The following is a 15242-nucleotide window of genomic DNA, read 5'->3' as shown; positions in this document are numbered from 1 at the left end:
GTGTGGTAGCCTTTGCGCTGCCACATAATGGAGAGGTCATAATACGTTGTCACGTGAAGATGAATTACTGGAGAAACTGGACGAGTGTGAAAATGCCACTGCGTTTCTTCAGGTTTCTAACAAAATAATTAACCTCAAGTTAAAAGCATTACTTCCGAGCGTGTTCGTCCAAGACGATCTAGTGAAGGAGTATGCTGTGGATCCTCTATTGAAAGAAGATGGTCCGTTGGTGACGACCGATGTGGTATCGAAGCTGATGTTTGCGATGGGCAAAATCTCTTTGGAAACTTACGCCGATATCGGATTGTACGATCAGGTCTTGGAGTACGCGATTAGCCAACCGGAGAAAGTCGAATTTGCGGATGACGTGATTTACGACTTCATCAAAAACCAAGCGGTACTCTCTTCTCAGCAAGACAGCTTTTATCTTGAGTCGATCAATCAGCTTAAGTTCTCTTCGTTTGAGTCCTTTTCGCAAATGAGATACGAATCTCTCATCAAAACAGTGTTGAAGCTGTCATGTGAAATGTTGATAGAAAGAATCGAAGGGGAGATCAATCAATAAGGGTTCACCATGAAAGTGAATTTAAACGTCAGTGGTTTTGAAACCGAAGCTACCTTTCCTGATGCCGACGTAAAGCGAATCCATCAACCTCTTATCGAAAAATTTACCCGTCTTTATCATGAGAAGCAGGAACGCATTGTGGTGTTCTTGTGTGCCCCTCCGGGTAGCGGTAAGTCAACCCTTGCTGCGTTCTGGGAACATCTCTCTGAACATGATGAAAGCCAAGAGCCTTTACAAGTGCTGCCGTTTGATGGTTTCCACTATCCAAATGAGATCCTCGACAACAATACGATTGAACGAGATGGCGAGCTCGTGCCTCTGCGCAGTATTAAGGGGTCCTATCAAACATTTAATCTGACGGAGCTTATCGACAAGCTCAAACAGCTCAAAATGAAAGATACAAAATGGCCATACTACGACCGCAATTTGCATGATCCAGTCGACGACGCCATTTTGGTAAATCGGAATGTGGTTGTCGTTGAGGGGAATTGGTTACTGCTTAATGAACCGGTGTGGAATGAACTGCATCGTTTGGCCGATTTTACCGTCTTTGTAGATACACAGCCTGAGTTTCTACAAGAGCGTTTAGTCAATCGTAAGATTCGTGGTGGTACAGAGCCAGAAGCTGCATTGGAGTTTTATTTGAACTCAGATGCCGTAAATGTAGATAAGGTTTTAAATCACTCGATTCCAGCGGATCTCACGCTGTTTCTGAATCAAAACGGTTCGTTCGAAATTCGATAATTCGTCCACAACTTAGGAGGTCACCATGGATATCGTCGTTGATAGCCACACCCATACTATTGCCAGTGGACATGCCTACAGCACCATTTTAGAGAACGCATTGGCAGCGAAGAATAAGGGGCTAAAACTTCTTTGTACCACCGATCATGCTCCCGAAATGCCAGGAGCCCCTCACTACTGGCATTTCAATAATCAAAGAATTTTGCCCCGCTTTTTACACGATGTAGGTATTCTCCGTGGTGTCGAAGCCAACACGCTGAATGTGAAAGGGGAGATAGACTTACCATCGTCTTCTGACCAACATCTTGACTGGGTGATTGCGAGTTTCCATGAACCCGTATTCAAGCCCGCAACCGAAGCTGAGCATACTGCCGCTCTAATAAATGCGATTAAAAGCGGCAGAGTGGATGTTCTTGGTCACTTAGGTAACCCAAATTACCCATTCGATATGGAACAGGTGCTGCGCTGCGCGAAAGAGCACAATGTTGCGGTTGAAGTTAACAATACATCTTTGACAGGCAAAAGCCGTAAGGGTAGTGATTCCCGTTGTGATCGCATTGTCGAGCTGGGCAAAGAGATTGGCGTTTACTTCAGTACCGGATCTGATGCGCACTTCTGTGAAGAGATCTCTAAGTTAGATTTGGCGATTGCTTTGCTGGAAAAACACGGTGTAGAAGAAGAGAAGATACTCACTACGTCGACGAGCCGATTCTTGAACTTCTTATTGCTGAGAGGTAAGGCGAGGATTTCAGAGTTTAAGGATTTTTACTAAGTAAAATCCCAAACACATTAAATGAAGTATTTTCTTATACAGCCCTAAAACCCGCCAAGCTGCGGGTTTTATTCGTTTTGGGGAGGCGTAGAACAAACAACGCGACTGTGATTTAAAGCGTGAAAAGAAGAATCAATGAAAAAGGGAACGAAGGCCATAATTCGAGAATATTATAGGACGAGCGGGAATTTTATTGCTCTTAATCAGTCATAAGGTTATGAGCCGCTTTTTGTGTTCCGCTGTTCAATAACGAGCGATAACAGGCGAACAAGTAGGGACTGAGCTTCAGGAGACAGCAAGCGTGCAACGGCCATTAGATCATCCGCTTTTACGTGTTGAACGCCTCTTATATCCAATGCGATGTCGAGATCGGTCAAATGCAGAGAGCGTAGTATGGAGCGATATTGGGAAAGTTTCAGGTCGGATTCTCCACGCTCTATCCGTTGATACGTTTTCACGCTCATCCCTGCGATGTTTGCCATTTGTTCACGGGAGAGGCCACTCGCTTTTCTTCTCGCAATCAGTGCTTCAATAATAGGGTCGACCTGCATGTGCTCTCCTGAAAGGACAGTTTTGACCTAAATAAAGCAAGAAGTGGACCAGTTTAACCATCTCATATTTACCTGTTTTGCAATCAGTATAAGAATAGCTACCTAATAAAAATGTACATATTTTAGTCAGTTATAAACTCAATGGAAAAGTATCAATCATACAAATCAATCGAGACGAAATCCTCAATTCGCAAAATGCAACGCATTTTAGATCAATTATTTAGCGAGCTTGATGAGCAGCATCGTGTCACTAAAGAAAATGTTGTCGCTCTGACTCGACAGTCTCAACAGAGGTTGATGAACTACAAAGAGCTTTATCTTCATAAAGAATCGATAGGTGAGGTAGAGTTGCAGATTGCGTATGAAAATATGAGTGTGACTGAGAAACAGGTCGCGGATATGGGCGTTTCAGCATTAACTTATATCATCGGAGCGTTAGATAAAGCCTATTAATAGAATGGGCAAGCTAGCTTAGATTTAGACAGTTTGGATAACACCAAAAAGAAAGGATGCAAATGCTGGGGAACCACACCCAGCATTCGGACACTCATTTACCTATAGTTTCGAACCGTAAATCAGTGTTTAGAGGTATGTGAACCGAACAGTGTCGGTACGCAGCGAATAATAACGATATTGTCCGATCTAGGCTACGCCCCTGGAATCTAACACCTGCACTTGAACTGTAAACTAATTTGTACACCTATCCAGAATTGAGCGGTTGAGCACGTTCTTACTCTCATTAGGCGATAAAAGACTGATTAGTGATGAAAATAACGACACATCTTAGGTGAATGAGGAGAGTTGTTAAAATATATCGCTATAAGATTGACCTTTTGCTTTTCAATCGTCCTGCTTATGCCTTACAATCTTTTCGAACCAAATCCATTCATAACGAATGGCGTTGATGAATTAAGATGAACAATTTTGCTTCGAACCCAAAGTTGTGCGCATTTCATCAACGATGACATCGCCCAAAACGACTCTCAAGTGTTCATGTGCAATTGAATTAACCACCTTTTGCTGCATGCTTTCTTAGCCATACAGGGCTCTTGTAACATAGAGTTCTTGTAACCAAATTTTGGCTGAGTAGAGCGTTTTGTTGGGTGTGCTTTGGATGTAGCACAACTGGCGAGAAATAAACGGATTGAATTTAGAGGTATTAACCGTGAACCTAAAACTTGTCGGCAGCTCCCTGATTGTTGCAGGTACTGCTCTTGGCGCTGGTATGCTTGCTATACCAATGGTGCTTGCTCAATTTGGCCTCCTTTGGGGCACTCTTCTTATGTTATTCATCTGGGCTGGGACGACTTACGCTGCGCTGCTCCTTCTTGAGGCCAGTTGCAAAGTAGGCGGCGGCGTGAGCATGAATGCAATTGCTCGCGAAACGCTAGGTAAAGGTGGCCAGTTGGTAACCAACAGCTTGCTTTACGCCCTGTTAGTTTGTCTATTGATGGCTTATATCATTGGTGCGGGTGATCTCGTACAAAAAGTAACAGCCTCAATTGGGCTGCCACCATCTACGATCGCAAGCCAAGTCGGTTTTACTCTTTTAGTCGGTATCATTGTTTCGGCAGGCACAGGGGTTGTAGATAAGCTTAATCGCGGTTTGTTCCTAGGCATGATCGTGGCGCTGATTCTGACACTTTTTGCGCTTGCACCAAGCGTCTCGTTTGAGGGACTTGATGAAGTCGTGAGTGACGATAAGATGGCGCTAATTAAGACAAGCTCGGTGCTTTTCACCAGTTTCGGTTTTATGGTCGTGATCCCATCGCTTGTAACTTACAACAAAGAAGCGAGCAAAACTCAACTGCGTAATATGATTATCGTGGGTTCAACTATTCCGCTTGTTTGTTACTTATTATGGTTGTTAGCAGTTGTCGGTAACCTACCACCTCATGAGCTTGTTCAATACTCCAACGTAACGGAGTTGATCTCGGTATTAGGTCAGCAATACGAGGGTTTGGAGTTTGTCCTATCCATGTTCACTGGGTTAGCACTGCTAACGTCGTTCTTAGGTGTGGCAATGGCGCTATACGATCAAAATGCAGACCTACTGAAAGCAAGTAAGCCAGTGATTTTTGTTACTACTTTTGTGCTACCACTACTAGGTGCTGTATTTGCGCCAGAACACTTCTTGGCTATTCTTAGCTACGCGGGGATTATTCTTGTGTTTCTCGCGGTCTTTGTCCCATTATCAATGACAATGAAAGTGCGTCGAGTGCCAGTAGAAGATGACAGTATTTATGAAGCTGGTGGCGGCGTAATGGGAATGAGCATGATCTTCCTATTCGGCTGTTTCTTGCTGTTTGCCCAAGCAGTATAAAATCACGCTAGCTTATTTAAAAACTGAGCCGCCCGTTGTATAAGGGGCGGCTTTTTTGTGTTTATAACCCAAACACAGAGGACTTAAAAAGTTATCAATATCAGTGATACTTTACCTTTCTCTGATAATCACGATAAGCTTTGACCTTGTAGTAAAACTCCTTGGCGAAAGGCTGACATGTACAGTGATTCACCCTTCTATTATATCGATGTTGATATGAATAAGAGGCTCTGTTGTGTCAAAGCAATTATCTTTTGCCATGGTTGGCGTTATATTGTCTTTAGGTGTGTTCAGTACAGAAGTGATGGCTGACCCGAAACATAGGCATGGTCATCGATATGATCACCATCATGAGCATCACCATCATCATAAACGCAAGCACAAGCATAAACATAAGTATAAACATCGTGACGTTATTTATGTGGAGTCTCGACGACCAAGACGCAGTTACTACTACCACGACCGAATTCCTCGTAATAGTACCTACATAAAGATTGGAGATTTCACCTATTTAAAAGTGGATGATCGTTATTATCGTCGCTCCAATGACCGCTATATCCATGTTGAATTCAATTAGAGTGGGAAAGGCAGCATAGCAAGCGTGATAACAGTTTTGAGCCGAGTGGCGACAACACTAAAAACTAGGCGCTCCAAGTCTAGATACCACTGCGATAGAGGTCTAAAAACAAAAACAGCGAGCATTGGCTCGCTGTTTTTGTTTAGGCGAAGACTAGACTGTAAATCGGTTTAATATTTGATCTTGTTTATGCACATCTTCTTGTTGTGCCTGCATAGCATCGTTAGTTCGATTTGCAGATTCGGCGACTTGAGTCGATAGGTCTTTAATATTCACCGTATTGTTGTTGATCTCCTCCGCAACTAAGCTTTGTTCTTCCGCCGCTGAGGCGATTTGTAAGTTCATATCAGAAATACGCTGAATCGCATCACGAATACGTTGTAGCGCGTTGTTTGCCAAGTCTGCTTTTTCTACGGCTTCTACAGCGCTACCCTTGCTTTGATGCATAGCATTTGCCACAGATGATGCGCCAGATTGCAGCTGCTCAATCATAGTACGAATTTCTGTTGTTGATTCTTGAGTTCGTTGCGCCAGTGTACGAACTTCATCAGCAACGACGGCGAAGCCTCGGCCAGATTCTCCCGCACGTGCAGCCTCAATCGCGGCATTCAACGCGAGTAAGTTCGTTTGGTCCGCAATATCGTTGATGACTTTTAGAATCGTTTCGATGTTAGCTGTCGCAGATTCAAGCACTTGCACTTCTTCGACAGCAAGGTCAATGCTATCGGAAAGCATGTTGATCGTTTGTGTCGATTCACCGACCACAGAAGAGCCCTCAACCGTTGCTTGATCAGCTTCTTTGGCTGCACTTGCTGCGCCTTGCGCATTATTGGCAACTTCAGTCGCGGTAACAGACATTTCGTGCATCGCGGTGGCTAATTGTTCTAGCTCTTGTAGCTGAGTTTGAATAGCACCAGCCGAATCTTTTGCACCCTCAGCGGTGATTTGAGTGCCATTCAAAATTTGATCAGAAATACTCTTCGACTCAATAATTTGCTGTTGCAAGTTTTCCATGAACGTATTGAAGTTTGTAGCAAGCTCTGAGAATTCTTGGTCAGTATCCGTTTCAAGGCGCTGTGTAAGATCGCCTTTCCCTGACGCAACACCTTTAATCGCGTTGTTTAAAGTGTCCAGCGGACGCATGAGTGTGCGAATGAGCAGAGTCAGTGCAATAATAGAAGCAATCACGGCAATGATTGAATAAATAATAGCGCTGTTGCGAAGCTCTCCTACGGCAGAGTAGGCGATAGCTTCATCAATAACTGAACCCACGTACCAGTTCTCGCCCGGGATGTGAGTCAAGTTAATCATATAACGATCGCCATCGATCTCAATGTGTTGCGTTGATTGTGTAAGATCAACTTGTGGTAGGTAGCTACCAACTTTTTCACCGTTGTATTTGCTTTGAGGGTGAGCAATGGTTGTTCCATCAGCGGTGACCAAAAATAAGTAACCAGCGTCAAACAGATTCACTTGGTTGACGAGGTCAGAAAGGGTAGTTAGCTCAAGGTCATAAAACATACCAGCTAAGAACTGGCCGTTTTCTTTTACTGGTGTGCCAACAGAGATGATGACGTTTTTTGAAGACGCATCGACGTATGGGTCTGTTACGACCAAATCGCCTTTGTTTTTAGCTGCGATGAACCAAGGACGTTGACGCGGATCGTAGTCTGGTCCTGCTTCCCAGCCGTCGTCATTTTCAATCACGAAGCCATTGCTTTCATAACCAAAGCCAATCGCAAGAAAGCTGGCTTTTGGTGTTGGTCGCTCAAGAATGTTCTGAACGTAGTTGTGTGAACTTGGATTAAGTTCGATAACTTCAGTAATAGAACGAGCGAGATCCTTTTTAGCATTCATTTCTGATTGCACGGTATTGCCAACACTGGTCAATATCTCGTTCACACTCGAGTCAATGTGCTCCTGCGTTTGGGAGCGGATCGTCATAACTTGTTGCGTCGACAGTAGTGACACGGTAATTAGCAGCAAAAATGACGAGGCAGTGACAACCTTATGTCTAAATTTCATGAGCTTTCCTCTGATTCTCCCGGTTGGCTTCACTATGCTTTCACCTCTTTTTAAACGGGCGAATTCGGCATCAAGAGAAACCTATTGTGTTTGGTTATCTTTTTTATCGACATCGTTGTCAAAAACATGAGTCTATTTGTTGTCCTTTTTAACCAAATTTAAACAAAACGGTAAGTTACGACAAAAACCGTGAGTTTGATCAGATTTGTGCGCTCTGTTAATGAAAGCGTCATAATGAAAATAATTGCGTAAAGCATAGTGTTTCAGGTTGGCGTTATTGGTGAGATGAGAGCGACTTAACTGTCGTAAAAGGGGGCGTGATTGGAGCTGTTCGTTGTAAGTTATGAGCGTTTGCTAATTAAGTGATCTGAATAGAGCTGTAGATAGAGTTTTAGACATAAAAAAGGCCCCGACAATGCGGAGCCTTTGTTGATTGATGCTTTGATTTTAGAAAATCAGATGAGCAACACCAGCAATCACAGGTAATGTGATTAGCGTACGCAGAATGAAAATAACGAACAGTTCTACAATGTTTACTGGAATTTTGCTGCCTAGTAGTAGGGCGCCAACTTCTGACATGTAGATAAGCTGAGTTACTGACATTGCTGCAATAACAAAACGTGTCATTTCATTATCAATTGATGCCGCTAAAATTGCCGGGATAAACATATCCGCAAAGCCAACAACAATAGTCTGTGATGCGGCGACAGCTTCTGGAATTTGCAGTAGCTCTAGGTATGGAATGAATGGCTGACCTAGAATTTCAAATACAGGAGTGTACTCTGCAATCACTAATGCCACGGTACCCAGACCCATAACCACAGGCAGTACACCAAACACCATGTCGATTGCGTTATGTACGCCTTCTTTAAATACCGACTGAACAGATGTTACCTGACCCGCACGCTTAAGTGCTAGATCCATACCCCATGAGAATGTGGTGTGGCCTTCTGGTACGGCGTCAGCATCTTTATCTGGGTTGCTGCCATCAATGTAGCGATCTTTCTTCAGGCTTAGCGGCGGTAAGCGAGGAATGATAACCGCAGCGACAATACCTGCTAAACAGATTGCGCCGTAGAAAGGTAGGAACAGATGCTCTAACTGTACCTGAGCGATAACCACTAAGCTAAACGTGATCGATACTGCTGAGAACGTTGTCCCGACAACAGCGGCTTCACGCTGAGTATAGAACTTATTTTCGTACTGTTTGCTGGTTAGCAAGATACCAACACTGCCGTCGCCTAACCAAGACGCCATACAGTCAATTGCGCTACGTCCAGGCAGGTTGAATACCGGGCGCATTATTTTACTCAGTAATGCGCCAAACAGCTCAAGAAGACCAAAGTTCAGAAGAAGCGGAAGGAGTAGGCCCGCAAAAATGAACACCGCAAACAAAGTTGGTAGAAGACCGGTAAGAACAAGGCCACCTGTGTTTTCTTCCCAAATCGCTTTTGGACCCACTTGGAAGAATGTCATTAATACGGCTGCACCGCCGATTAAGCGAACAACAAGCCAAAGTGGCGATGGATTGAAAAGACCGTTTAAAAATCCATTACGTAAAATCGCTGCAGGCTTGAAAATTTTGCAAAGAACAGAAGCGACTGCCATGAAAGCGATGATACTGGTGACGATAGCGATCAAGGTATCGCCTAATACTGCTGGGATGACTTTTGCCATAACCGCAACAGGGATAGTTAGGCCGCCATCGTATGAGATCGGAGCCATAAAGAGTAGAAGACCGATAAGGGAAGGGATGAAAAACATCCAAAAGTTGCCCTTAGGAGCTTCAGTAGCATTAGTGGTATTATGCATAGTTGTCTCGTGTTACTACTAGTCAATACTTGCCATTTCCATGACATAAATATTCACTAAACATCCGTATTTAATCACAGTTTTGCGGAGGGTACCCGCAAACTGCATCCATTGCAATACTATTCATTAAATACATCTAGTTATTCAGCCGATTTATCGGGTAATTGGTCAAATAACGTATAAGTGTATACGAATATGTTGCTTGTGTTAGAAAATTGTAGCACGGAGCGCGGGCAGCGCAGAGAATTATGGGGCGCATTGTGACTGGAATAATAAAACGGTAAACAAATGTGACTTTGATCTAACTAACTTTTTGCCGGAAGCCCTGTTAGCCCTAGCTGTTATAAGGTTTTTTAGCTGCGTTACAACACGATAAAACGTTTATTATGAAGTGCAGCGGTGAGAGAGTTGAGCTACAACCGATTGAAGCATTCGGCCTCAATCGGTTCGAAATTTTATGCTTTTTGTTGGCGACTAAGCACGTAAAGGTAACTCCAGTAGATCAGAGCCGTAGCGAAAGCCAATATTGCAGGGAAAACGAGCGTATATAATCCATACACCACGAATAGTGCGGCTCCTGCGACACCGCCAAGCAAGAATCCGAAGAAAATGAATAGGAATAGCTTTGCTTTACGTCGATCAAATTGACGACCTCTTAAGCTTTCTCCAATCATAATCCCCAGATCGGTGATGATCCCAGTCATATGTGTGGTTCTGACTACTGCGCCGCTGAATGTAGTGATCATTGCGTTTTGTAATCCACACGCTGCTGACGCTAGATATTGGCCGTACAAATCCCCTTGCACCAAAAAGCCCAAACTGAGTAGGAGCAAGCTCCCTTCTATGCACAGTGCAACACCATATCTTCGCCCTAGTTTTAACGCACTGCTCTCAATAAAAAAGCCGCTAAAGGCAGCACCGATCAAAAAGCTAAATACGATGAAGAGCAGGTGAATGGAGCTATCCACACCTGTTAGCAAGCTGTTCCCTAGCTGAGTTACGGTTCCCGAAAGATGTGTTATCGCTTGATGTTGAAAGCCGAGAAGACCAACGGCATTGACGCAGCCCGCGAGAAGGGCAAGTAGAAACGCGCCATATTCCACCCAACGAGGAAGTCTGGAAATCACAATAAAACCCCACCAAATGTTAGGAGCCGATTATAACGCTCACACCGCGTTACGAAACCCCTTACAGTAAAACTCGGTTGATCATTCTCAAAAAAATCTCATTTATAGAGCTTTTGCGTTGACCGTGATAACGACATAGAGGGGGATTTCCCCTACCTGATGTGTTCCATTGTACATTCGAAACTCACCCATCCATGTTTCCTCTGCTCATAGATGGAAACCGTTGGTTGGTGGAACTCTTTATCAGTAAAAAGACCGACGGGAATGATCATGATTTCAGGAAATGTAGAGACCAATAAGCGCATTGTCGTGCCGCAAGAAGGGCAAAACTCATACTGAACCTCGCTGCCATCATCCCCCATTCGGGTATAGCAGGTGACTTCACCGTTTAAGGTTACGTGCTCTTTATCAAAGCGAGCCTGTACCCCAAACACACTGCCTGTCCGCTTTTGGCATTCAAAACAATGGCAGACAGATGTACGGATGGGTTCTCCCTTACAACGGAGCTCAACTAAACCGTAAGCGCATTCGCATGTATGAATGGTTGTTGTCATCGTGATTACCTATTCTTCCCAATACACCAATGAATTTGGAACACTGAGAGCAGTGTCAGTGGCAAGTTATGAACTCTGGGCTTGAAAATCATTTGGATACAGTCAGTTTAGTTTAATTTTGAAACACTGAAGGGATGAAATCATTTGGGTATACAATGCTATACTCGCTTTTTCATTTATACCTTTAAACAAGGAAGTCTTCATGGCTCACAAAAGAATCCTGCCGATACCACTTATTCTTCTTATTCCGATCGTATTATTGGTCGTGGTTGTGATCGCGGGTGTTTATCGCTTTAGTTTGTCTGATGAAGAGATCATGGCTAAGTTTCCTCAAACGGAAGTAGAAACCAATGTTATTGTGCAAGAGACGCTGGGAATTACTTCACGCAACCCATGGACGATTCAAGTACCAGAGCAGGGAGCGGTCACTTTTCTTGATGAGTGGGATAAAGAAAACGGCTATTTGATAGGCGATTATGATGCAGGTGCGACAAAAGGTCAGGTACTTGTTCCAACTGCGTTTATTAGTCAGCGTGAAATTGAGGGTGTTTCATGGATTACTGCACCGATGATTGTAACGACACAAGGTAGCGGTTCGTTTAACTATGTTGGCTTGTTTAAGTTTGACCCCGTGCCGAGCCGAGTTGTCCTTTTAGACAGTATTTTTGTCGGTGACCGCGTTAAATTTACCCAAATTACATGGGAAAGTGATGCCATTATCGCGCTTTCATATTTAGCGCATGGTGACGATCAAGCAATGGCAGATACGCCAAATCAATTAAATTCATCCACATTAAAGCGTGTAGGGAATAACTTACATATGCAACAGTGATGAATTTTTTTTGAGTTCTGTAAAAATTCAGTGTTTTCTGCGCTAGATCTCGAAATTTCATAGTGATTTCTTATACGGGAATGCATAAGCTATGAGCCTTGTTTGAAAGGAGATAGTAATTCCCGTGTCTACAAATGAAATTACAAGACGGTTGCCGAATCTGACAAGTCGTAGAGCGCTGCTGTTATACTCCTTGCCAGTTTTAGTTGCGATTGGTGTTTCTCACTCTCTCAAAGAGTCATCTTTAACCAAAACCATCGCATTGAACCTGCCTGAATCTCAGGTCGTTGAAAAAATTCTTGATGCGACAACTGCCGAAGTTGTCACTCCCCCGAACTTCGAATATCAAATCCAAGCAGGTGACAACCTAAGCACTATTTTTAGCCAGCTCGGTTTCGGTTACAGCTCGTTAATGAAAGTAATGGAAACGGATTTGAACTACCTTGCACTTGATACACTAAAGCCGGGCAACACGCTCCGCTTTTGGCGTGATGATGCGACAGGCGAGTTAGAGAAAATGGAACTGCAATTTTCTATTGCAGATAAAGTGGTCTACCAACTAAATAGTGATGGTAGCTATGACTTTACCGATATCTCGATTCCTGGCGTGTGGCGCCAAGAACCATTGGTTGGTGTTATTCAAGGCAGTTTCTCTTCTTCTGCAAGTCGATTAGGTCTAACGTCGGCAGAAGTGAGTCAAGTTGTGAGCTTACTCAAAGAGCAGCTCAACTTTGGGCGTGATCTTCGTGCAGGTGATCGATTTGAAGTCGTTCGTCGTTCGCAAAGCATCAATGGTATACCAACGGGCAAGAACGAAATTGAGGCGATTAAGATTTACAATCGCGGACGTGAAATCACAGCTTACCTTCATACCGATGGTCAATTCTACAATGCTAAAGGCGAGAGCTTGCAGCGCGCATTCCAGCGTTATCCTGTAAGTAGCCGTTGGCGTATCAGTTCTGGCTTCAATCCTAATCGTTTACATCCAGTAACGGGGCGTGTCGCGCCGCACAACGGTACTGACTTTGCCGTACCAACCGGTACTCCAGTCGTTTCTACTGGTGATGGTACAGTAATCATGACTCGTAAACACCCTTATGCGGGTAACTACGTGGTTGTTGAGCACGGCAGCAAATACAAAACCCGTTACTTACACCTAAGTAAGATTCTGGTGAAGAAAGGGCAAAAGGTTTCTCGAGGCCAGCGTATCGGTCTTTCCGGCAAAACAGGTCGAGTGACAGGGCCACACCTTCACTATGAATTGATTGAATACGGCCGTCCAGTTAACGCTATGCGAGCAAACATCCCAATGGCGAGCTCTGTTCCTAAGAAAGAGATGGCAACCTTTGTCGCGAACAGAGATGAAATGGATAAGCTATTACGCGATAAAGAGAAAGCAGTGCTGTAACAAAGTACTTCGCTCAAAAAATAAAAAGAGACTAAGCATAGCTTGGTCTCTTTTACTTTGTGCATTAACTAGATTTACATTCCATGACCATCGCTTGTTTAGAGCTCTTAGGCGCTCCGCACTTCACGTTCATTTATCAGGTGTACGATTTCATCAACACTGTGTGGGCGAGAGTAGAAATAGCCTTGAATGTAGTGGCAGCCCATTTCAATTAATTTTTGTAATGCTCTATCGTCTTCTACGCCTTCGGCAATCAAATCCACATCAAGCAGTTCTGCTAATTGCGCTATCAAAAACACCACTTGTTCAGAGGTTGTATTTGAGAGCATGTTTTGAACGAAGGTTGCATCGATTTTAATGCTATCAATCGGATAATTGTGTATATAGTTCAGGCTTGAGTAGCCCGTACCAAAATCATCCAACGCGACCTTAAAACCTAAGTACCGCAATGAGTTAAGTACCATTTGTTCACGGCCACTTTGCGAGAGTAAAACGGTCTCGGTGAGCTCTATAACAAAGTCTTTTGCTTCATGCTGATACTTTTCAACCATGTTAGTTAGGTGGTTAATATAGCGGTTAGAGTCGACCAGCTCATACGCAGAGCAATTGATAGAGAGTTTGACTTTGTATCCTAAGTTGGCTTCTAGCTCTTGTTTTGCGATACATGCGAGTTCAATAATACGTTCACCCAACTCGATAATCAGGCCTGATTGTTCGGCAGCTTCAATGAATTCCGCAGGGGAGATGTTTCCGTAAACATTGCTGTTCCAGCGGGCTAGGATTTCAAAGTAATTCCAGCGATCGCTTGTGATATCTACGATTGGCTGAACAACGACATACAACTCTTCGCTATCATGCATGTCAGCGCTAAGTTGAATGCGCATAGCTTCAATAAGCTGCGTTCTACGGTGATAAAGGGCGCTAAGGTGTGTGTCGTAATGCTGAATTCGTGTATCGCGATGTTTTTTACAGTCTTTGAGAGCGAGACTGGCATTCAAAATTAGCTCATCGCTGTTCAACATATGTACTGGTGCGCGCGCGATACCAATACTAACAGTGAAAGAAATTCGGTTAGATTTGTCGCTGTAGCCGCTTTCAATTTTGTCGAGTACTTCCTGACACACGGCGACAGGATCTTCGTCGTAAGTAATGAAAGCGAATTCATCTCCAGCGACACGAAAAGCGTTGTTTGGCGATGACAAGCTCTGTTGAATGGCGTTTGCCGTAAACTTAATAATTTGGTCGCCGATATAGTTTCCGTTGATATCATTGATCGATTTGAAGTTATCGATGTCTAGATAAGCCAAACTGAATGGACGAGTGGCCTGTTGCGTTAATGTCTCCAAGGTATCAGCTAAACAGCTACGGTTGAGCAGTCCAGTTAGATTATCATGCGATACTTCATAGCTAAGCTGATTAAGAAGCTTATCTGAACGTTCACTAACCCACTTTTCACGTAAGCTGTGAATAATGACATTGGCATAAAAGCGGTGGAAGTCGAGGATATCTTGCGCTTCCTTAGCGTGGATGCTTCGGGTAAAGGTAGACAATAAAATTCCCAGAACCTCGCCATTTTGTGTCTTCAATGGCAGGCCAATGTAAGCTTGAATGCCATCCTCTTGAAACATCTGATCTTCTGGAAAGCGTTTGTAAACCTGGTCCTGATAGAAAATATGTTCGCCAATGTCTTTTGCCACTTTTTCACAGGGTGTGCCTGAAAGGTGGTAGCTTAGATTGTCTGTAATTTTTCCATTGCTAGCGAAGGAGATGGTATGAGCCGAATGCTGAAGATGCGCAACTTCTACAACGCAAGTGCAATGGCTCTGCAATTGTTGATGAATATCTAACGTGACTCGGTTTAGCTGAGCCGTGCCATTTAGCTTCAATATTTCATCAAGTTTGTGGAAACTGATTTGTACCTGACCCATTGAGCATTTCACCTAGCGTTGTGA

The 15242-nt window shown here is 43.8% G+C and carries 14 protein-coding genes; 8 read left to right on the top strand and 6 right to left on the bottom strand.

The genetic code is table 11. The annotated features are described in order from the left end of the window. The first annotated feature begins 46 nt into the window (after nucleotides 1–46). The 3 genes from NB463_RS19780 to NB463_RS19770 are packed head-to-tail and all read left to right on the top strand — an operon-like array spanning nucleotide 47 to nucleotide 2081. Nucleotides 47–565 carry an MltR family transcriptional regulator gene (locus NB463_RS19780; protein ID WP_048625273.1) on the top strand — a complete coding sequence of 173 codons (519 nt, stop codon included), beginning with the start codon at nucleotides 47–49 and terminating at the stop codon, nucleotides 563–565. 9 nt (nucleotides 566–574) lie between these two features. Further along, nucleotides 575–1309: a nucleoside/nucleotide kinase family protein gene (locus NB463_RS19775; RefSeq protein WP_182035784.1), complete on the top strand. Its 735-nt coding sequence runs from the start codon at nucleotides 575–577 to the stop codon at nucleotides 1307–1309. 25 nt (nucleotides 1310–1334) lie between these two features. After that, complete coding sequence (locus tag NB463_RS19770; RefSeq protein ID WP_065645765.1) at nucleotides 1335–2081, top strand: phosphatase; 747 nt, start codon at nucleotides 1335–1337, stop codon at nucleotides 2079–2081. Between the two features lie 215 nt (nucleotides 2082–2296). Here the strand turns inward: NB463_RS19770 and NB463_RS19765 are convergent, their stop codons facing one another. Beyond that, nucleotides 2297–2632: a helix-turn-helix transcriptional regulator gene (locus tag NB463_RS19765; RefSeq protein WP_258432107.1), complete on the bottom strand. Its 336-nt coding sequence runs from the start codon at nucleotides 2630–2632 to the stop codon at nucleotides 2297–2299. Between the two features lie 141 nt (nucleotides 2633–2773). Between NB463_RS19765 and NB463_RS19760 the strand changes: the two genes are divergently transcribed. The 3 genes from NB463_RS19760 (at nucleotide 2774) to NB463_RS19750 (ending at nucleotide 5532) form a co-directional block, all read left to right on the top strand. Further along, nucleotides 2774–3085 (top strand): hypothetical protein, encoded by a 312-nt coding sequence (locus NB463_RS19760; protein ID WP_048625269.1) that lies wholly within the window; start codon nucleotides 2774–2776, stop codon nucleotides 3083–3085. A gap of 712 nt (nucleotides 3086–3797) precedes the next feature. After that, nucleotides 3798–4955, top strand: coding sequence for an amino acid permease (locus tag NB463_RS19755; RefSeq protein WP_258432106.1), 1158 nt, complete (start codon nucleotides 3798–3800; stop codon nucleotides 4953–4955). A 235-nt stretch (nucleotides 4956–5190) separates the two neighbouring features. Next, a complete protein-coding gene (locus NB463_RS19750) occupies nucleotides 5191–5532 on the top strand; it encodes a hypothetical protein (protein WP_081441257.1) in 342 nt (113 codons plus the stop codon). A gap of 153 nt (nucleotides 5533–5685) precedes the next feature. Here NB463_RS19750 and NB463_RS19745 read toward each other — a convergent pair whose 3' ends face one another. The 4 genes from NB463_RS19745 to NB463_RS19730 all read right to left on the bottom strand — a co-directional run bounded on the left by NB463_RS19745 (nucleotide 5686) and on the right by NB463_RS19730 (nucleotide 11050). After that, nucleotides 5686–7557 (bottom strand): methyl-accepting chemotaxis protein, encoded by a 1872-nt coding sequence (locus tag NB463_RS19745; RefSeq protein ID WP_258432105.1) that lies wholly within the window; start codon nucleotides 7555–7557, stop codon nucleotides 5686–5688. 447 nt (nucleotides 7558–8004) lie between these two features. Beyond that, nucleotides 8005–9369, bottom strand: a complete 1365-nt coding sequence (locus NB463_RS19740; protein ID WP_041853121.1) for a YjiH family protein — start codon at nucleotides 9367–9369, stop codon at nucleotides 8005–8007. A 455-nt stretch (nucleotides 9370–9824) separates the two neighbouring features. Continuing rightward, on the bottom strand, nucleotides 9825–10496 hold the full coding sequence (locus NB463_RS19735; protein WP_005391213.1) for a YoaK family protein: 672 nt from the start codon (nucleotides 10494–10496) through the stop codon (nucleotides 9825–9827). 152 nt (nucleotides 10497–10648) lie between these two features. Beyond that, nucleotides 10649–11050 (bottom strand): GFA family protein, encoded by a 402-nt coding sequence (locus NB463_RS19730; protein ID WP_258432104.1) that lies wholly within the window; start codon nucleotides 11048–11050, stop codon nucleotides 10649–10651. A 202-nt stretch (nucleotides 11051–11252) separates the two neighbouring features. On the opposite strand from NB463_RS19730, the gene NB463_RS19725 reads away from it, so the two are divergent. Both NB463_RS19725 and NB463_RS19720 read left to right on the top strand, forming a co-directional pair. Further along, a complete protein-coding gene (locus NB463_RS19725; RefSeq protein WP_258432103.1) occupies nucleotides 11253–11882 on the top strand; it encodes a hypothetical protein in 630 nt (209 codons plus the stop codon). Nucleotides 11883–12006: 124 nt separating this feature from the next. Continuing rightward, on the top strand, nucleotides 12007–13290 hold the full coding sequence (locus tag NB463_RS19720; RefSeq protein ID WP_145472100.1) for a peptidoglycan DD-metalloendopeptidase family protein: 1284 nt from the start codon (nucleotides 12007–12009) through the stop codon (nucleotides 13288–13290). 107 nt (nucleotides 13291–13397) lie between these two features. Here NB463_RS19720 and NB463_RS19715 read toward each other — a convergent pair whose 3' ends face one another. Further along, the gene (locus tag NB463_RS19715) at nucleotides 13398–15218 is read right to left on the bottom strand and encodes a putative bifunctional diguanylate cyclase/phosphodiesterase (RefSeq protein ID WP_258432102.1); all 1821 of its coding nucleotides are present in this window, start codon (nucleotides 15216–15218) and stop codon (nucleotides 13398–13400) included. Between the last annotated feature and the right edge of the window lie 24 nt (nucleotides 15219–15242).

This window comes from Vibrio sp. RM-41-2B (assembly GCF_024744415.1).
Taxonomy (GTDB): Bacteria; Pseudomonadota; Gammaproteobacteria; order Enterobacterales; family Vibrionaceae; genus Vibrio; species Vibrio diabolicus.
The sequence above is the reverse complement of the archived record's forward strand: the minus strand, read 5'-3'. Positions and strand labels throughout refer to the sequence as shown.